This window comes from Propioniferax innocua (genome assembly GCF_006716235.1).
GTDB classification, from domain to species: domain Bacteria; phylum Actinomycetota; class Actinomycetes; order Propionibacteriales; family Propionibacteriaceae; genus Propioniferax; species Propioniferax innocua.
The window spans coordinates 1,200,785-1,218,820 of sequence record NZ_VFOR01000001.1 but is presented as its reverse complement, the minus strand read 5'-3'; the positions used below and the strand labels follow the sequence as shown (position 1 = coordinate 1,218,820).

Sequence of the window (18,036 nt, the reverse complement as noted above, 5' to 3'; positions counted from 1 at the left end):
GTTGCGCTCCTGACCAGACGAAGGAGCGGCATGTTGATCCTCTGTGCACCGGATTCATTCAAGGAATCGATGACTGCGCAGCGTGCAGCCCGGGCCATGGCCGTGGGCATCAAGTCGGTGTTCCCCGAGGCTGAGGTCGTCGAACTGCCCTTGGCCGATGGTGGCGAAGGAACCGTCGAAGCCGTCTGCGCTGCCATGGGAGGCGCCGTGCAGCGGGTTGTGGTGGAAGACGCGCTGGGCCGAGAACGATCTGGGGAGTTCGCATGGATTCCACAGACGAAACTCGCCGTGTTGGAAAGCGCCGCGGCGTGTGGGTTGGAGCACATCCCCCGGGAGGCTCGTGACCCGCTGGTGACGAGTACCCGGGGTGTCGGCCAGCTCATATCCGCGGCGCTGGACCTCGGGGCCGAGGAAATCGTGATCGGTCTGGGCGGCTCCGCCACGAACGACGCTGGTGCAGGGATGCTCGAAGCCCTCGGGGTGCGCTTCCTGGGCGAAGACGGGAAGGCGCTGCCGCCAGGGGGTGCAGCCTTGACAGGCCTGGTTGACGTCGACCTGTCCGGGCTGGACCCGCGGCTCGCTGGCACGCGAGTTCGCGCAGCATGCGACGTTGACAACCCGTTGTTGGGGCCAGCCGGAGCAAGCGCGGTGTTCGGGCCCCAGAAGGGTGCTTCTCCGGCCGACGTGGAAACGCTGGAGGCATCCCTCACCCGTTGGGCGGACGTCATGGAGGCGGTGACCGGAAAACGCGTCCGGGACATCGCGGGAGCGGGCGCTGCCGGGGGCATGGCGGCCGGGCTCCTCATCGGTGCCCCTGCGGTTCTGCAATCCGGAGCGGACCTCGTCCTGGATGCAGTGGGAGCCCAAACCCTGTTGGAGAAGGCGGATCTCGTGCTCACCGGGGAAGGAAGCTTCGATCTGCAGTCAGCGAACGGGAAAGTGCCATGCCAGTTGGCGAGTCGCGCTGCCGCATCCGGCGCGGTCACCTTCGTGTTCGCAGGCCGGGTGGCTCTGGGGCCGTCCGACCACCTGCCGCCGGGGGTGGACGCGGTGATCCCCATCGTCCGAGAACCCGGCTCCCTCGAGGACGCTCTCGCGAATGGTGAGCAGAACCTCCAGGCCGCCGTGGCCACAGCGTGTCAGTTGATCAAGATAGGAAGGGGTGAGATCGGTGCTGACCGGTGAAGCATTGTGGGATTCCAAGACATGTCGCGGCCTGGTGACCAAGGAGGTGGATGGAGTTCCGCTTCGCGTCTACACCGACGCTCCCGTGAGCCTCTACGACTCCCTTGCGAAAACAGCGCGGCGTCAGCCCGATGACGTGGCGCTCGTCGCAGACGACGGGGTGCGAGTGACCTTCGCGACCCTGCGGGCACTGGTGGATCAGGCGGCTGCCTCGTTGGCGCGAGTGATCCGGCCCGGGCAGAGAGTGGCCCTCCTCCTCGACACCTCGATCGAATTCGCCGTGGCCGTGTATGCCGTCAACAAGTGTGCAGCCGTTGTGGTCCCCGTGCCATCGAAGCATCGGGAATCCGAGATCGAGGCACTGCTTCGCCGATCGGAGCCGTCGTTGTTGATCGTCGAGCGGCGCTTTGAGTCCCTCGCCCTCATCGAGGCGGCGCCCTTGGTGTGGTTCGCGGAGGACAGGGCGGAGGGCTATGGGTTCCGTCGTTGGCCGCTCGCCGAGCTGCCTGTCAGTGGACCGGATCCGGATGAGGGAGCGGACTGCATCTTGATGTACACCTCCGGGACGACGTCCCGGAGCAAGGGCGTATGTCTCACCAATCGCAATGTGGGGCATGCGATCGTCGCCTATCAGCGAATCTTCGAGCTTGATTCGAACGACTCCAGCATCATCCCGGTGCCGATCTACCACATCACTGGCATGGTGGCGCTCCTGGGGCTGTTCGTGCATGTGGGCGGCACTCTGTACCTGCACCGTCGCTTCAACGCCAAACGTGTGCTCGAGACGGTCCGCGATGAAGGACTCACGATGATCCATGCTTCGCCCACGGTCTTCGCGCTGTTGCTGGCAGAGCGGGGCGCATTCTCGGCGCTGCCCACGCTGCGGATCATGGCCTGCGGGGCGGCACATATGCCCGTGGGGCGCATCCAAGCACTGCATGAGTGGTTGCCGACGATGTCGTTCCGGACGATTTATGGGCTCACCGAGACGTCCTCCCCGGGCGTGGTCTTTCCCTGTGACGCCGCAACGAGCGTCCACCGCGGCGCTTCGGGGCGCCCCATTCCAGGGCTCGACGTGATGGTGCGAACCGAAGATGGGACCGATGCTCCGGTGGGGGAGCGCGGTGAAGTGTGGGTGCGCGGCACCAACGTCCTGCGCTGTTACGACCCGCCGACCGAGGAGCTGGAGAGCGACGGCTGGTTGAACACACACGATGTCGGCTACATCAACGAGGACGGATACCTGTTCATCGTCGACAGGACGAAGGACATGATCAACCGTGGCGGCGAGAAGGTGTGGACCATCGATGTGGAGGAGGCCCTCAGGCAGGTTCCCGGCGTCGTCGATGCGGCTGTGGTCGGAATCCCGAGTGAGATCTACGGAGAGGAAGTCGCTGCCTTCGTTGAGACCGAGGACGGACGTCCCGTCCCGGAGACCGTGATCGACGCGGAGCTGGAGAGACTGCTCGCCCACTACGAGAACCCCACGAGGCTCGTGTTCGGGGAGCAGCTGCCGCTGACCGCCAACATGAAGATCGACAAGGCCGAGGTGCGACGACGCTTCGCGGAGCAGTCGAACAGTGAAGGGGCCAGGGTTTCTGTCTAGGCAGGAAAACTTTCGGGTCGGCGAACCCGAGAACCGCAGAATGTGGATTTGATGGATTAATTTCTGGCTTCTCGCGAGGGCGGCCTCGAAGGGAATCGTCTGAATGACGGGAAGACGGACAGCCGGGGACGCTTCGTCTTCGGATCCATGGACATGGCTGAGGACGAACCGTCAGGACGCCTCTACTCGATAGGGGAGGACCTGAGCATCAAAGTTCTCGATGAAGGCATCATCTGCTCGAACGGCCCTGCTGGAGCCCGGATGAATCCGTCTTCTATTTCGCAGACACCTGGACCGGGGACATCTGGGCGTATGACTACGACCTCGCCACTGGGAATGTGTCGAATCGTCGCGTGTTCGCCACCGTCAACCGCTCTGATGGAGGTGCTGTCGACGGCATGACCGTCGACTCCGAGGGGATCGTCTGGCAGGCGCATGTCTACGGAGGCAAGCTGAATCGCTTCGACCCCGAGGGCAGGCTCGAACGCCAGATCGAGATGCCGGTGAAGAAGGTCACCTGCCCCACCTTCGGGGGCCCGGACCTCGACCGCCTGTACGTGACGACGATGGCGCGGCCGCCGTTGCCCCGTTTCCCCGAGGACGGACCACTTCGCGGTGCACTTCTGGTCGTCGACGACCTGGGTATCAGGGGCGTTGCTGCACATCGGTTCGCGGGCTGAGCGAGGAGACGACCATGTCCAGCCATGTTCGTATCAAGCGTGGGGAAGCGCCCCTGAGTGCTGTTCCCCGAGGCTCGTGGGTGGCCCTCGGCGTCACATGGATGATCTGGGTGATCAATGCCTTCGACCGCGAGGTCATCCTCCGGCTCGGTCCGGTCATCACCGATCACTTCAAGCTCTCGCCCGAGGCATGGGGTGGCATTACCGCCCTCATCATGTTCTCCCTAGCGGTGATGGCGATCCCGGGGTCTGCTGGAGCGACCGTTTCGGCGTCGGATGGCGGCGTGCGGCCTTCCAGGTTCCTCTCGTCATCGGTTACAACCTGCTCTCCGCGATCACCGGTATCCGTTTGGTGGCACACAACTTCATCGCCTTCGTGGCCCTGCGTCTGGGGGTCAACCTGGGCGCCGGATGGGGAGAACCGATCGGTATCTCCAACACCACTGAATGGTGGCCCAAGGAACGCCATGGGTTCGCGCTCGGCGCCCACCACACGGGGTACCCAGTGGGAGCCCTCTTCAGCGGACTCGCCGTCGCCGGTGTGTTGAATGTCTTCGGTGAGGACCGCTGGAGTTATGTCTTCTTCATCGGGTTGATCGTGGCTCTGCCCGTCATGCTCTTCTGGCGGTGGTACTCCACCAGTGAGCGGATCCAGCGCACCTACGCCTCCATGCGGGATGCGGGCCTGACCGTGCCTCTGGACACGGAAGAGGAAGAGAGCCGTGCCGACGAGTCCGGAACCTTGAAGCGCGTGCTGTTGAACCGCGGCGTCCTCCTGACGTCCGGCACCACCTTGCTGACGCAGATCGTCTACATGGGCATCAACTACGTCCTGCCCCTGTACATCGCGAACATCGTCGGGCTGTCGTTCTCGGGAGCAGCCAGCCTGTCGACCGCTTCAACATCACCGGCATCTTCGGGCAGATCCTGTGGCCGAGCATCTCGGACTACATCGGACGCCGGACGACCATCATGATCTGTGGTGTGTGGATGGCGATCGGCGTGGGGGCCTTCTACTTCGCCGGCTCGATGGCCGCGTACGTCGGCATCCAGTTGTTCTTCGGCCTGGTGGCCAATGCGGTGTGGCCCATCTACTACGCGGCAACTTCGGACTCTGCTCCGGTCGGTGCCCACTCCACGGCGAACGGCGTGATCACCACCGCCATGTTCTGTGGCGGGGGCCTTGCGCCGCTGCTGATGGGCGGGATCATCGGTCTCGGAGGCGGCTGGCAGAGCATCACCGGCTACAACACCTCCTTCCTGTTCGTGGCTGGTTGCGCGTTGCTGGGCGTCCTGTGCCAAGTCTTCAACCGCACTCGTCAGGAGGTGGCTGGCTGAACCGCCGTACATGGGCTGGCGGGGCTTCCCCTCCGGAGCAGCCTTTGTGAGACGGGGAGCTGGATGGAGGTGGTGGGTCTCGGGAAGCGTGTTCTCGAGACCCACCACTTCGGCGTCATTCCGCAGGACGCAGCCAACGTGTCATGTACGCATCGAGGCGCACGATGCGTCCCTGCTTCTCGCCGGTGAGCAGGTCGATCCACTCGCCGTCATGGCCGGCTCCGCCATGCATGGTGTCCACCGAGAAGTCCTCATCGGTCACGTTCGCCAGCACCAGTATTCGGCCGCGCGGACCGCTGCGGTGCCATGCGAAGACCTTGGAGTTACCGACGTCGAGGGCAGTGCCGGGGGTGTCGGCGTGGAATTCATGCACGGTGCTCCGCACCGCCGCCAGATGCTGGAGCCCCTCGAAGATCCGTGCCTCCACGGTCCCGGGCGTGTGGCGTCGGGCGGCGGCGTCCCAATCCATGACGGGACGGTGCATCCATCGGTTGTCGTCAGCATGTGAGGGTTCGTCGGCCCAGGCGTGGTCATTGAGCATGCCGATCTCGTCGCCGGAATTGATCAACGGCAACCCGCCGAAGGCGAACACCAGTGAGTGCACCAGCAGGATCCGTCGGATGGCATGTTCCACGAGTGTGCTGGATCCCGACGGGGCCAGCGCCCGCTCGAGCCCGGCCAAGGACGCCAATGTGCCGGAGATGCGTCGATCACCGGTGCGGGGGTTTGATTGGAAGACCTCGCCGACGGCGAACGAGCCGGGGAACCCGCCGGAGTAGAAATCGGAGAGGAACGCGCGGTGAGCAAAACCGTCGAGTCCCACGGCTGCGGCGTCTTGGTCGGTGATGGCCCATCCGATGTCATCGTGCAGGCGGGCGTAGGTGAGCCATGACGCGCTCGACGGGATCTGTGGCATGCGGTTCAACACCGAGCTCATCAGTCGGGCATCGTGTTCGGCGAGGGCTGACCACAGCGTCACCATGAACACATTGTGGTAAGCGAGCTGGCATTCCTTGCCGGTCGATTCGCCGCGTCCGAACCATGGCACGAGGTCCTCCGGGGCGACAATGGCCTCGGCCAGCAGGATCGACGCCGGGGCCACCATGCGCAGGACGGCGCGCATCACCTCGACGATCAGATGGGCTTCGGGCTGGTTCTGGCAGGTGGTGCCCAAGCGCTTCCACATGAAGGCCACGGCGTCGAGACGGATGATGTCGACGCCGACGTTGGCGAGGAAGCAGACATTCGCCACCATCTCGGCCAGCACCCGAGGGTTCGTGTAGTTCAGATCCCACTGGTATTCGTTGAACGTCGTCCACACCCACTGCTCGGCGTCGGGAAGCCAAGTGAAATTTCCTGGCGCCCAATCGGGGAACACCTCGGGCAATGATCCTTCCCAGGCGTCCGGCATCTCGCGATCGGGATACATCCAGTAGTAATCGCGGTACTTCTTCTTGCCGTCGCGGGCTTTGCGTGCCCACGGGTGCTCGGCCGCCGTGTGGTTGCAGACGAGGTCACACACCAGCGACATGCCGCGCTCATGCAGGTCCGACGCCAGCCCACGCAGGTCGTCCATCGTGCCGAGTCGGGGATCGACCCGCCGGTAGGACGCGACGGCGTAGCCCCCGTCATTGGGGCCCTGCCGTGGCTCGAGCACCGGCATCACATGCAGCGTCGTGACCCCCAGCTCGGCCAGGTGGTCCAACCGGGACCGCACCCCGTCAAGCCCGCCGTCGAAGCGATCGGCGTAACAGACATAACCGAGTTGATCGGGACGCTGGAACCAGTCCGGGTGCGTGAGCCGGGCCTCGTCGAGTTCGCGGAGCGCTTGTGGGCGTTCACCCCAGGCTTTGGCGGCAACCTCGAACATGAGGTCGATCACCTCGTCCACGTCGTCGCGTTCGCCGTACAACTTCCGCAGGGGAGCGATGACCTCCTTGGCCAGAGCCGCGCGACGAATCTTGAACAGATCGGTGGACGTGGGCAGTTCGGCAGACTTGGGCATGGGCTCATTGTGCCGGGTAGCCTGTTGCGGCGGATCGAGCATCGGGGGTGTGGTGCTCGGCTGCAAGGAGCGGGGTTTCGGGATGTCGGGCCCAGAACGGTGATCGGAGGACGTCGCGTGGGCGAGGAGCTCGAGCAGACGTGGGGCACGCGCCTTCAGCGCACTCGAGCCGACATCACGGCCGCTCTCGTGAACGCATTCGCGCAACCTGCTGTGCGTCGAGGAATGGTCGGTTCGGCGCTCATCGCGGTGGGATCGATCACCCCGGCCTTCCTCCCGGAGAACTCCCCGTGGTGGGAGATCCTGGGCGGGGTGCAGCAGTTCTGGTTGGCCAAGGTCCTCGGAACTCTCGCTGCCTTGGCCGGGGTCGCCCTGATCATGCAGGCATGGATGCAGCTGCGTCCACGCCGGGGCGCACCGATGATCGGCTTCCGGGCAGTTCTGGTGTTGTGGTCGTTCCCGATGCTGCTCGCCCCGCCGGTCTTCAGCCACGACGCCTACGCGTATGCCGCCGAGGGCGAGATGATCCATCAGGGCATCAACCCCTACGAGATGCCGGTGGCGATGATGCCTGGACGCTGGGCCGATCAGGTGGTGGAGACCTGGCGCTTCACCCGAGCTCCCTACGGCCCCCTGGCGCTGCAGCTGAATCACCTCGTGGTCAATCTCTTCGGTCACTCGCCGTACTGGTCGGCATCGGTGGGGATGCGCCTGTTGGCGATCACCGGCGTGGTGGCGGTGGCCGTCACCGTGCCCTCCCTGGCGCGGCGTCTCCGCGTCGATCCTCGTCTGGCCCTCTGGTTCGGCATCGTCAACCCGCTGACCATCACGCACCTGATCGGTGGCGCCCACAATGACGCCATCATGATCGGGTTCGTCGCGCTGGCGCTCTTCGTCGCCTCCCGTGGCAGGTTCCTGGCCGGGTGTGCGCTCGTGGCCGCCGGTGCTGCGGTGAAGATCCCGGCGATCCTTGCGATCGTTCCGGTGGCTTTGCTGGCTCTCCCGGTGTTGACGCCTGCCGCCAGTGCGTGGCGTCGCTTCTGGCAGGGCGTGTGGCGGGTGTTCCTCGGGACGGTTCTCGCCAGCATCATGTTCGTGTTCATCGACCTCGGGTGTGGCCTCGGGTGGGGATGGATCGAGGCCCTCAACGTGCCCGGGATGGTGTTCACCATGGCACCGTCGACGATGATCGGCGACGCGTTGCGTCAGGCGATGTATCTCCTCGGGTACGTCGAAGGGGCACAGGGCGTCACACGTGTCGTGCGGATGATCGGCATCGCCATCGGCGCGCTCGTGATCGTGGCCCTGTACATCCGGTACACACCCCGACGACCGATGCATTTCCTGCCGGTCGCATTCCTGGCGCTGGCCCTGGGGAGCCCCGCCCTGCATCCCTGGTACTTCAGCTGGGTTCTCGTCTTCCTCGCCTTCGTGCATCCGTCGGTCTTCGTCACGCGCGTCACGGCATGGGCGTCGATCCTGCTGCTGGCCTACTCGAGTATCAATTTCGCGATCCGCAACGAATCCTTCGCCCTGGCCGGGGCGGGTCTCCTGGCGTTCGCTTGGGTGCTCTGGGGTCAGGATCGCCGTCAGTTCCGGCGTGAGGCGAGCGAGGAGATGGCGGAAGGAACAGCAGATGTCGCGTGACGTCGTGAACCAGAACTCGATGTGGGCCATGATGTAGGGCATGGAAGACGAGGTCCTGTTCGACATCCGTGGTCAGCTCGGCGTCATCTCGTTGAACCGGCCGCGGGCCATCAACGCGCTCACCGCGCCGATGTGCGGTGCCATCACGCGGCAGTTGGATGCGTGGCGAGATGACGACGCCGTCGCCGCCATCGTCATCACCAGCACGAGTGACCGTGGGCTCTGCGCCGGAGGGGACGTCAAGGCGGTACGACAGGGCGTGATCGGTGGAGATCCGCATGCTCTGGACTTCTTCACCCTCGAGTTCGGTATGGATGAAACTCTCGCCACGTATCCGAAGCGCGTCGTGGCGCTGATGGACGGCATCGTCATGGGCGGAGGCTTGGGCATCTCCGCTCATGCTGATCTGCGTGTTGTGACGCCGCGCAGCAAGATGGCGATGCCCGAAACCGGGATCGGATATTTCCCTGACGTGGGAATGATGCATCCGCTCAGCCGGGCCGGGAATCTGGGGCGGCACATGGCGCTCTCGGGCATGTCCTTCGGCGCCGGTGACGCGTTGGCCGCCGGGATCGCCGATGTGGTCGTCGAGGACACACGCGCGGTGCTCGATGCTCTCGAAACCGACCCGATGCTCGCTTCGGACCGGCTCCCGGGAGTTCTGGACGCCGAACCGGTTGTGCACGGAGCCGAGTGGCTCTCCGCCTATGAGGCGGAGGATCCTGCGGCAGTGGTCCGTGCGTTGCGGCAACATGGCAGCGATGACGCGCAGGCCGTCGCCGACACGATCGTCCAACGCAGTCCGTACGCGGCCGCAGTCACTTGGGCGGCTATGGACAGGGCGGAGAGTCTGACACTGGCACAGGTCTTCGCTCAGGATCTGCACCTGGCCAGCACCGTGGTCCGTCAGCACGACTTCCTCGAAGGTGTGCGGTGCCGTCTTGTTGACAAAGGCGAATCTCCACAGTGGAACCCCGACGGATGGACAGGCGTGGATCTCGACGAGGTCCAGCACCTGGTCGATTCAGCGCCCCAGGGGTGAACCCTGGCCGGTGATCGAGGCAGCATGGCTCATGGCCTGCCTCAGATGTCGTAGTCCACTTTTCCTCAGATGTCGTAGTCCACGACGACCGGCGCGTGATCACTGATCCGCGTGTCGTAGGACGCATCTCGGTGGGTGCCGCCCGAGGTCGCTTTCTTCGACAGGTTCGGAGTGGCCAGGTGGTAGTCGATGCGCCAGCCTGCGTCATTCGTGAACGCCTGGCCTCGCCATGACCACCACGAGTAAGGGCCGGGCTCTTCGGGATGCAGGCGGCGCACGACGTCATGCAACGTGCGTGGGCCGAGGATCGAGCCGAACCATTCGCGTTCCTCGGGCAAGAAGCCCTCGGACTTGCGGTTGGATCGATGGTTCTTCAGATCCAGTTCCGTGTGTGCCACGTTGAAATCGCCCATCACGAGGAACTCGCGACCTGCCCGCGTCGCGTCGAGTCTGGCGCGGGTCAGATGCCGCGCCAAAGAGGCGCAGAAGCGTCGCTTGCGGTGGTACTTCTCGGCCGAGGCCTCGTCTTCGAACAGCGTCCCACCCTTGGGCAGATACAGCGAGGCGACGGTCAGCCCGGGAAGATCCACCTCCACCCAGCGGCCTTCGTGGTCGAACTCGCGGTTTCCAAACCCGAGCCGCACATCGGCCGGTTCATTGCGTGTGAGAATCGCCACTCCGTTGCGTCCGGGAATGTCCCCCTGGTGATACGACCAGACCCAGCCTTCTCGGACTTCGGAGGGAATCTGGTCGGTTGGGCAGCGGACCTCCTGCAGGGCGATCACATCGGGCTCGGCGCGGTCCACCCAGTCTAGGAAGCCGCGACGATGCGCGGCGCGGATCCCATTGACGTTCAGCGTTGCGATGCGCATCAGCGGTAATTCGTGAACTGGACGGCGAAGTCGTAGTCCTGATCGAGGATCAGACGCTGGACGGCCTGCAGGTCGTCGCGCTTCTTGGAGCTGACGCGCAACTCGTCGCCCTGCACCTGGCATTTGACACCCTTGGGTCCCTCGTCGCGCACGAGCTTGGACACCTTCTTCGCATCTTCGGTGGAGATGCCCTCGGAGAGAGTGGCGGTGCGGTGCCAGGTTTTGCCAGAGATTCGGGGCTCGGAGGCCTTGACCGCCTTCAAGGAGACGCCGCGGCGCACGAGCTTGGACTGGAACACGTCCCAGACCGCCGCGATCTTCTCCTCCGACGTGGACTCCATCTCGATCGCTTCACCGGACCAACGGATCTCCGAATCGGTGCCCTTGAAGTCGAAACGATTGCGAATCTCCTTCGCGGCCTGGTTGAGCGCGTTGTCGACCTCCTGATGGTCGACCTTGCTCACCACGTCGAACGAACTCTCCGAAGCCATCGTGGCTCCTTCCCTGCAGGTGAATGACGTACGGGCCAGTCAACCAAGAGGCGAGCGGGTCTGCCAGTGGGGTGGGCCAGCGGGCAGAGCGAAGATCCCCTCGGGCGATGCCCCAAGGGGGGCCTTGGTGCTTCCAGAGACCAAAAAGGCCCGGGATGGACCCGGGCCAGTGGTGGCAGGTGTTGGATTCGAACCAACGAAGACGATGTCGACGGTTTTACAGACCGCTCCCTTTGGCCGCTCGGGCAACCTGCCGGGGTTGTACCGGTTGCGTGACGTTGCACTCATCCGGACGCGACGTGAAACATTACCAAATCACCTGCGGCAGCGCGAATTCCCTGAAAGGAGAGTTCTGTCGACTGTCGCGGGTCGAGGATTTGTGATGCGTCGCTTGGAGCGTGTAATGTTTCCGTTCGTCGCGTTCGCACGTGGCAGGCCCCTATAGCTCAGTAGGCAGAGCGTCTCCATGGTAAGGAGAAGGTCAGCAGTTCGATTCTGCTTGGGGGCTCGGAGCCCGGAGGCTCATGGCGAGGTAGCTCAGTTGGTGAGAGCGCACGACTCATAATCGTGAGGTCGCGGGTTCGAGTCCCGCTCTCGCTACAACCCTTTCTCCCACACGCATGAACCACACGATCGAAGGACACCGACATGGCCAAGTCTTCTGATGTGCGGCCGAAGATCACTCTGGCCTGCACCGAGTGCAAGGACCGCAACTACATCACCAAGAAGAACAAGCGGAACAACCCTGACCGCTTGGAGATGAAGAAGTTCTGCCCCAAGTGCCACTCGCACACCGCGCATCGCGAGACCCGCTGAACGGTTGTCCATCGCGTCCACATGATCAACACGAAGGCCGCTCACCTGGATGGTGAGCGGCCTTCGTCGTGCTTGGGCGCGCGTTGGTGGGTCGTGCTTGGGCACGCGTTGGTGGGTCGTGCTTGGGCACGCTTTGGTGGTCGTGCTTGGTGCGCGTTGGGGGCGTTCAGAACTGACGCGTCGGAGGGTTGTCGTTGTACCCGCCGTTCCCGTACCCGGCCTGCCCGCCGGGGGCATCGCGTCGGACGGTGCGGACGCGGCGCTGGGGGCGGTTCACCGTGACACTCAAGATGAGCCAGATGGCCGCTGCGACGAGCAGGATGACACCGACCACGCTGAGGTCGACCGGTCCGAGCATCTGGTCGCTGACGGCGAACGCCAGGATGGCGCCCACGACGCCGAGGAAGATCGGGCCGCCGAGGCTGACGTAACGCATGGGGACTCCCTTGGTTGGCTGCTGGTCCACGGTAGTGGCCGGGAGATGCTGTGTCGACGCTGGCTCGCTGTGGGGGAGAACCGTGTGCGGCAGCTATGTTGGTGGCCATGCCGATTTCCACCGAGCATGTCGGGCGGCGCTACCTGGCCGAGCCGATCACGGTCACAGCGCAGAAGATCCAGGAGTTCGCGGATGCCTTGGGTGATCCGAACCCTGCCTATCGCGGCCCCGACGCCATTGCTCCACCCACATTCGCCATCACTCTCGCATCCTTCGAAGCGGTCCTCGATGATCCAGAGCTGGAGCTTGCCCTGGCCCGAACCATTCACATGGATCAGTCGTTCGAGCATGCCCGGCCCCTGCGAGCAGGTGATGTGGTGGTTCCGGTCGCATCCATCGAGAAGGTGCGCTCGCGTGGTGCCACTGACATGATCACCGTCGCGATCACGCTCGACACCGTCGACGGTGAGCATGTGGCGACCGCCACCGCCAATCTGTTCCACTCCCGTGAGGAGGATGCATGACCACGCTGACGATTCCGCTCACGCGTGAAAAGCTCGTTCGCTACGCGGGGGCCTCAGGGGACTTCAATCCGATTCACTACTCCGATCATTTCGCTCGGAAACTGGGGCAGGAATCGGTGATCGGTCACGGCATGCTGACCATGGGGCTGGCGATGCGGCTGGTCACCGACTTCGCCGCTCCGGAGAAGGTCCGTTCGTGTCGTTTCCGCTTCAAGCGTCCGGTACCGGTCCCCGATGATGCCGAGGGTGCGGCCCTGCATCTGGAGCTCGAGGCGTCCGACCCCGATGACATGGGCGTCATCACCTGCTCGTTGACCGCGCGCGTCGGCGATGACGTCGTCGGAAGTGGAAAAGCCGAGGTGGTGGCATGAGCCCGTTGCATGATTCGTGGGCGGATGCCCAGCTCGAGGAGGACGCCGGACGGACGCTGGCGGACATGACCACGTTGCGCGTGGGCGGCGGAGCCAAGCGTGTTGTGTCGGTCACCTCGTCGCAGGAATTCATCGATGAGGTGCGCGCCGCTGATGACGAGGGCGAGCCGATGCTGGTGGTCGGCGGTGGGTCCAATCTCGTGGTGGGGGACGGAGAGTTCCCCGGCACGGTCATCCGGGTGGCCACGCGGGGGATCGTCCCCGAGGTCTCCGAGTGCTCGGGGGCGATGGTGCGCGTCGCCGCCGGAGAGAACTGGGATGACTTCGTGGCCCATGCACTCGAAGAGCAGTGGTCGGGGCTCGAGGCGCTCTCGGGCATTCCTGGTCTCGTCGGAGCCACGCCGATCCAGAACGTCGGGGCCTATGGCGCCGAGGTGGGGGAGTACGTCGCGCAGGTGCGTGCCTATCACCGTCCTTCGCGGGAGGTGCGGACGCTGGCTGCCGCCGACTGCGGTTTCGCCTATCGCAACTCGGTGTTCAAGCGTGAGGCTGGGGACTGGATCGTGCTCGCGGTCACCTTCCAGCTGCCTCTCGGGGAGCTCTCTGCCCCGATCCGGTACGCCGAGCTGGCGCGTCGACTCGGGGTCGAGGTCGGTGAGCGGGCGTCCGCCCATGCGGTACGTGACGCGGTGCTGGAGCTGCGGGCCTCCAAGGGCATGGTTCTGGACGAGGACGACCACGACACCTGGAGCGCGGGATCTTTCTTCACCAACCCGGTGCTGACCGCCGATGAGGCAGCCAAGCTGCCTGAGAGTGCGCCCCGATTCCCACAGGGAGATCTGGTCAAGACATCTGCGGCCTGGCTCATCGATCACGCAGGATTCGGCAAGGGATATGGGGACGGCCCGGTCACCTTGTCGACCAAGCACACGCTTGCCCTCACCAACCGAGGGGGTGCCACGGCTCGGGACGTCATGGCGCTGGCCCGCGAGATCCGCTCCGGCGTTCGGAGCGCTTTTGGCGTCACCCTCGTTCCTGAACCTGTATTCGTCGGATGCTCCTTGGAGGACGCGTGACACGGAACCGTTTCGATGTGTGGGCGCCCTCGGCGTCGTCGATGACGTTGGTGGCCGGCGGTGTCGACCATGCGATGAGCCGCGCCGACGGAGGCTGGTGGTCGGCGGATCTGGTGCCGGCCGGCCGCATGATCCGTTACGGGTACCGCATCGACGGTGGGGAGCAGGTGTTTCCCGATCCGAGGTCGCGGCGTCAGCCCGACGGGGTCCATGGTCTTTCGCAGACCTTCGAGCTGCAGCACAACTGGGGTGATGCCGACTGGACCGGACGCCAACTCGCCGGGTCTGTCATCTACGAGCTGCACGTGGGTACCTTCACCGAGGCCGGGACGCTCGACTCGGCCATCGAGCGACTGGACCATTTGGTGGAACTGGGCGTGGACCTTGTTGAGGTCATGCCGGTGAATGCCTTCAACGGCGTTCACGGCTGGGGCTATGACGGGGTGGCGTGGTTTGCAGTGCATGAGCCCTATGGCGGTCCGGAAGCCTATGCGCGATTCGTGGATGCCTGTCACCAGCGTGGTCTCGGCGTCATCCAGGATGTTGTGTACAACCACCTGGGGCCCTCCGGGAACTACCTGCCGCAGTTCGGCCCGTATCTGAACTTCGATGTGGCGAATCCGTGGGGCGCGGCGGTGAATCTCGATGGTGAGGGCTCCGATGAGGTGCGCCGCTACATTCTCGACAATGTGCGGATGTGGCTGGACGATTTCCACGTCGATGGGCTTCGGCTGGACGCGGTGCACGCGCTCCTCGATCATCGGGCGATGCATCTGCTGGAGGAGATGGCGGCTGAGGTGGAGTCACTCTCGGCGCATCTGCGTCGTCCGTTGAGCCTGATCGCCGAATCCGACCTCAACGATCCGCGCATGATTTCCCCGCGTGCTTCCGGTGGGCTCGGCATGGACGGGCAGTGGAGTGACGATTTCCATCACGCCGTGGTTGCCAACCTGACTGGTGACGGGGGTGGCTATTACGCCGATTTTGCTGATCTGGATGCGTTGGTCGGCGTGTTCGAGGACGGTTTCTGGCACGCGGGAGATTTCTCGACCTTCCGCGGACGCCGACACGGCCGCCCTGTGACTCCCTCAGTGCGTAGCTGGCAGCTGGTGGTGTGCAGCGACAACCACGATCAGATCGGGAACCGGGCCGATGGGCGTCGACTCGCCACGATGGTCTCGCGGGATCGGCTGGCGGTCGCGGCGGCGTTGACCATTCTCGGGCCGGGGACTCCGATGATCTTCCAGGGTGAGGAGTGGGGCAGCCGACAGCCGTGGATGTTCTTCACCAGTCATCCGGAGGAGGAGCTGGGGCAGGCGGTGTCGGAGGGCCGCAAGAAGGAATTCGCCAAGATGGCATGGGATCTCGATGCTGTGCCGGACCCTCAGGACCCTGCGACTTTCCACGGGTCGAAGGTCGCCTGGCATGAGCTGGATGACGCCGATCACGCCGGGCTGTTGGGGTGGTACAAGTGCCTGATCGAGGTACGGCGGTCATATGAGGCGTTCACCTCACCGGACTTTGCCGGTGCGGCTCGGGGTGATGAGTGGTTCGTGGCGCGTCGTGGGGACGCGGTGATCGCAGTCAACTTCGGTGCCGAAGAACTGACCCTTCCTGTCTCGGGTCGTCTGGTGGCTGAATGGGGGCGCGCTGATGACACCGATGAGCTCGTGCTGGGTTCGGCCAGCATCGCGGTTCTGGTCGACGTCGAGTGAGGGTCGGTTCATCCTTCGCGGGAAGATGTGACGCTGACCCGGGTGAGCGTGGCAGGCGTCACCAGATAACTTGATCGTGGTGATGTGGGTCGGGCCCACGTGACCGGTCGTCCAGATGAGGAGTTGTGATGCTGCGAGTTGAGCTGCGTGTTGCGGGGACGCAGACGGTGGTACTGGGAACGGGGGAGACCCTCGTGTTCGGGCGTGCTCCCCAGGCGACGCTTCCGGAGGAGGAAGCTGACCGCACGCTGCAGGTCACCACGTTGGCGTTGCCGCACGCTGCTGCGCACGTGTCGCGGATTCTGGGGAAGCTGATCATCGGGCAGGACGTCGTGCGGGTGCGGTGGCACGGGAGCACCGAGGCTCAGCTGGCGAGTCTTTTCGAGGCGCCCGGTGGCGCCCGTCGGGTCACCTTGGTGAAAGGCATGACCGCGCTGCTGGACGAGGGTGAGAATTCTGTCGTGGTGCTCCGGGGGCGCCAAGGGGCAAGCGCCAAGCAGTTCGATGATCTGGCCTTGGATATCTTCATCGAGACCGACGAGCGGCCGTACTCGCCAGAGCCCGAGCCTGCGAACCCCGATATGACTGCTCCCGCTCCGAACCTGAACAAGGGCAGCAAGGAATGGTTCGTGGCGCTTGCACTGGCTGAACCCTGGCTCGTTGGCGACGATGGCTACCCCCGCCCGCCGTCGAACCGTGAGATCTACGAACGCGTGATGGGTTGGCACGGATATGCGTGGAACCTTGACCGTCCGCAGCGCGTGGACGACGCCATTCGCATGATCTCGCGTATCGCCTTCGGTCCACGGGATGATCCGTTTGCGGTCGGTTCGGGGAGCCGACGCGTCCAGAATGTGCGATTCGCGATCGGTCGCCGGGCTGCGGAGGTCCGCTTGGTGACCGCCGAAGAGCTCGCCGAGGTCTACGCGAATGCCCGGAAACCTGACTGACTTCCGAAGGAGTCTTCCGCAACGGCGGAAATTTCCTCCCCGTCGTGCTGGTGAGTCAGATGAGCCATCGGTTGACTTGGAGCTGATTCTCACGGGAGGGGTTGGGTGTTCACGAAGGGTCGGTCGCGGCGTGATCGCCGTGTGGTGCTGAACGCGTCTGTTGGTACTGCCGTGGCGTTGGGGCTTGTGGGTGTGATGGCCGGTAGTGGTATTGCGACTACGGCGATTGGTGCCAGTGATGGGATCACGTGGCTTGGTGATTCTGAGGGTGGGAGCATTCTCGAGTACAACCCGGCGACGAATGAGGTTGATGAGGGTTATCGGGTGGGGGAGCCCGGTGAGAATGTGTCGGTGGAGCAGCGCGATGGTGTGCTGGTTGTGACCAATCATGACACCGGTGTTGTGACGACGATTGATATGTCGACGATGGTGCCGGGTGGTTCGCGTGAGTTGCCGGGTGGGCCTGGGTCGAAGGTGCTCGCTGGTGGTGGTGCGAGTTATGTGGTGGATACCGGGTCTGGGTCTGTGACTCGGATGGATCCGTTGAGTGCTGTGAATGTGGGTGAGCCGTGGGTGGCTGGGCGTCAGATCGAGGATGCGGCCATTGATGGTGAGGGTGCTTTGTGGGTGTCGGGTCCTGATGGTGTGAGTGAGGTCGTCTGGGATCCACGCCGTGAGGAAATGGTGGAGCGCAGCTTCAATCGATTGGCGAACGCCGGGGGAACCCGTATGACAGGGCATCACCCTCGTGGTGCGACGCTTGCCGCGCCGGGGGTGGCTCGACAGCTCGGAGTGAGCGCCGATCGAGCGATCCGTGACGAGGCATTGGTAGGTCCTTTCGATGTGGCTCCACTGACTGAGTCCAGTGGGTTGGTCCCGATTGCGCAGCCGGATGCGTCGCGTGTGGTGTTGGTGGCGGATGGCTCGTTGGTGAGTGTGGCCACGGGCGAGTTTGGGTGTTCGCGGCCTTCGGATCCGGCGACGTATCAGAATGTGGCGTTTGTGGTGTGTGCTGGTGACGGCAAGGTTTTGCGGTTGGGCGCTGATGGTCGTCTGGCTGGTGAGGTGATTGAGGCCTCGGGTGAGGGCGATGCTGAGCTGGTGTGGGATGAGGATCGGTTGATTGTGAACGTTCCTGGTGCTGATGAGGGCATCGTGGTGGGGCGTGATGGTGAGCCGCGTTCGTTTGATCGTTCTCCGTCTCGGGAGCCGGGTGAGCTGGGCAGGCCTGGTGATGTGGCTGATGGTCGTGCCGCCGCAGCCGAAGACCGCGACCGGGCTG

The 18,036-nt window shown here is 64.3% G+C and carries 16 protein-coding genes, 3 tRNA genes and 1 pseudogene; 15 read left to right on the top strand and 5 right to left on the bottom strand.

Annotated elements, in window-relative coordinates; genetic code table 11:
• The first annotated feature begins 30 nt into the window (after nucleotides 1-30).
• From FB460_RS05745 to FB460_RS13165, 5 genes and pseudogenes are all read left to right on the top strand, one after another.
• Nucleotides 31-1,185, top strand: coding sequence for a glycerate kinase (locus FB460_RS05745; RefSeq protein ID WP_142093085.1), 1,155 nt, complete (start codon nucleotides 31-33; stop codon nucleotides 1,183-1,185).
• Complete coding sequence (locus FB460_RS05740; RefSeq protein ID WP_170209959.1) at nucleotides 1,172-2,791, top strand: class I adenylate-forming enzyme family protein; 1,620 nt, start codon at nucleotides 1,172-1,174, stop codon at nucleotides 2,789-2,791. Before FB460_RS05745 ends, FB460_RS05740 begins: the two co-directional genes overlap by 14 nt.
• Before the next feature lie 63 nt (nucleotides 2,792-2,854).
• Nucleotides 2,855-3,471 (top strand): annotated as a pseudogene (locus FB460_RS05735) (SMP-30/gluconolactonase/LRE family protein).
• A gap of 190 nt (nucleotides 3,472-3,661) precedes the next feature.
• On the top strand, nucleotides 3,662-4,447 hold the full coding sequence (locus FB460_RS13170; RefSeq protein WP_211345844.1) for an MFS transporter: 786 nt from the start codon (nucleotides 3,662-3,664) through the stop codon (nucleotides 4,445-4,447).
• Nucleotides 4,375-4,809, top strand: a complete 435-nt coding sequence (locus FB460_RS13165) for an MFS transporter (RefSeq protein WP_211345890.1) — start codon at nucleotides 4,375-4,377, stop codon at nucleotides 4,807-4,809. The genes FB460_RS13170 and FB460_RS13165 overlap by 73 nt, the downstream gene beginning before the upstream one ends.
• Before the next feature lie 115 nt (nucleotides 4,810-4,924).
• On the opposite strand, the gene FB460_RS13025 is transcribed toward FB460_RS13165, so the two are convergent.
• The gene (locus FB460_RS13025; RefSeq protein WP_170209958.1) at nucleotides 4,925-6,814 is read right to left on the bottom strand and encodes an alpha-amylase family protein; all 1,890 of its coding nucleotides are present in this window, start codon (nucleotides 6,812-6,814) and stop codon (nucleotides 4,925-4,927) included.
• Nucleotides 6,815-6,931: 117 nt separating this feature from the next.
• Between FB460_RS13025 and mptB the strand changes: the two genes are divergently transcribed.
• Together mptB and FB460_RS05720 are read left to right on the top strand one after the other, a co-directional pair.
• Nucleotides 6,932-8,461, top strand: a complete 1,530-nt coding sequence (gene mptB / locus FB460_RS13020) for a polyprenol phosphomannose-dependent alpha 1,6 mannosyltransferase MptB (protein ID WP_170209957.1) — start codon at nucleotides 6,932-6,934, stop codon at nucleotides 8,459-8,461.
• Nucleotides 8,462-8,501: 40 nt separating this feature from the next.
• Complete coding sequence (locus tag FB460_RS05720) at nucleotides 8,502-9,503, top strand: 3-hydroxyisobutyryl-CoA hydrolase (RefSeq protein ID WP_142093082.1); 1,002 nt, start codon at nucleotides 8,502-8,504, stop codon at nucleotides 9,501-9,503.
• A 65-nt stretch (nucleotides 9,504-9,568) separates the two neighbouring features.
• Here FB460_RS05720 and FB460_RS05715 read toward each other — a convergent pair whose 3' ends face one another.
• From FB460_RS05715 to FB460_RS05705, 3 genes are all read right to left on the bottom strand, one after another.
• Nucleotides 9,569-10,375, bottom strand: a complete 807-nt coding sequence (locus FB460_RS05715) for an exodeoxyribonuclease III (protein ID WP_142093081.1) — start codon at nucleotides 10,373-10,375, stop codon at nucleotides 9,569-9,571.
• Entirely contained in the window at nucleotides 10,375-10,866 is a 492-nt protein-coding gene (locus FB460_RS05710; protein WP_142093080.1) for a YajQ family cyclic di-GMP-binding protein, read from the bottom strand. The genes FB460_RS05715 and FB460_RS05710 overlap by 1 nt, the downstream gene beginning before the upstream one ends.
• A gap of 170 nt (nucleotides 10,867-11,036) precedes the next feature.
• Nucleotides 11,037-11,121, bottom strand: a tRNA-Tyr gene (locus FB460_RS05705).
• Between the two features lie 180 nt (nucleotides 11,122-11,301).
• On the opposite strand from FB460_RS05705, the gene FB460_RS05700 reads away from it, so the two are divergent.
• The 3 genes from FB460_RS05700 (at nucleotide 11,302) to rpmG (ending at nucleotide 11,682) form a co-directional block, all read left to right on the top strand.
• Nucleotides 11,302-11,374, top strand: a tRNA-Thr gene (locus FB460_RS05700).
• Between the two features lie 18 nt (nucleotides 11,375-11,392).
• Nucleotides 11,393-11,466 (top strand) — tRNA-Met (locus FB460_RS05695).
• Nucleotides 11,467-11,514: 48 nt separating this feature from the next.
• Nucleotides 11,515-11,682, top strand: a complete 168-nt coding sequence (gene rpmG, locus FB460_RS05690) for a 50S ribosomal protein L33 (RefSeq protein ID WP_142093079.1) — start codon at nucleotides 11,515-11,517, stop codon at nucleotides 11,680-11,682.
• A 166-nt stretch (nucleotides 11,683-11,848) separates the two neighbouring features.
• On the opposite strand, the gene FB460_RS05685 is transcribed toward rpmG, so the two are convergent.
• On the bottom strand, nucleotides 11,849-12,118 hold the full coding sequence (locus FB460_RS05685) for a DUF6458 family protein (RefSeq protein ID WP_142093078.1): 270 nt from the start codon (nucleotides 12,116-12,118) through the stop codon (nucleotides 11,849-11,851).
• Between the two features lie 107 nt (nucleotides 12,119-12,225).
• Here FB460_RS05685 and FB460_RS05680 point away from each other — a divergent pair, with 107 nt between their 5' ends.
• The 5 genes from FB460_RS05680 to FB460_RS05660 all read left to right on the top strand — a co-directional run bounded on the left by FB460_RS05680 (nucleotide 12,226) and on the right by FB460_RS05660 (nucleotide 16,754).
• The gene (locus tag FB460_RS05680) at nucleotides 12,226-12,642 is read left to right on the top strand and encodes an FAS1-like dehydratase domain-containing protein (protein ID WP_142093077.1); all 417 of its coding nucleotides are present in this window, start codon (nucleotides 12,226-12,228) and stop codon (nucleotides 12,640-12,642) included.
• Complete coding sequence (locus tag FB460_RS05675; protein ID WP_142093076.1) at nucleotides 12,639-13,013, top strand: MaoC/PaaZ C-terminal domain-containing protein; 375 nt, start codon at nucleotides 12,639-12,641, stop codon at nucleotides 13,011-13,013. Before FB460_RS05680 ends, FB460_RS05675 begins: the two co-directional genes overlap by 4 nt.
• The gene (locus FB460_RS05670; protein ID WP_142093075.1) at nucleotides 13,010-14,089 is read left to right on the top strand and encodes a UDP-N-acetylmuramate dehydrogenase; all 1,080 of its coding nucleotides are present in this window, start codon (nucleotides 13,010-13,012) and stop codon (nucleotides 14,087-14,089) included. Before FB460_RS05675 ends, FB460_RS05670 begins: the two co-directional genes overlap by 4 nt.
• Nucleotides 14,086-15,804 (top strand): malto-oligosyltrehalose trehalohydrolase, encoded by a 1,719-nt coding sequence (treZ, locus tag FB460_RS05665; protein ID WP_246044252.1) that lies wholly within the window; start codon nucleotides 14,086-14,088, stop codon nucleotides 15,802-15,804. The genes FB460_RS05670 and treZ overlap by 4 nt, the downstream gene beginning before the upstream one ends.
• Before the next feature lie 128 nt (nucleotides 15,805-15,932).
• A complete protein-coding gene (locus tag FB460_RS05660; RefSeq protein ID WP_142093073.1) occupies nucleotides 15,933-16,754 on the top strand; it encodes a hypothetical protein in 822 nt (273 codons plus the stop codon).
• The last annotated feature ends 1,282 nt before the right edge of the window (nucleotides 16,755-18,036 follow it).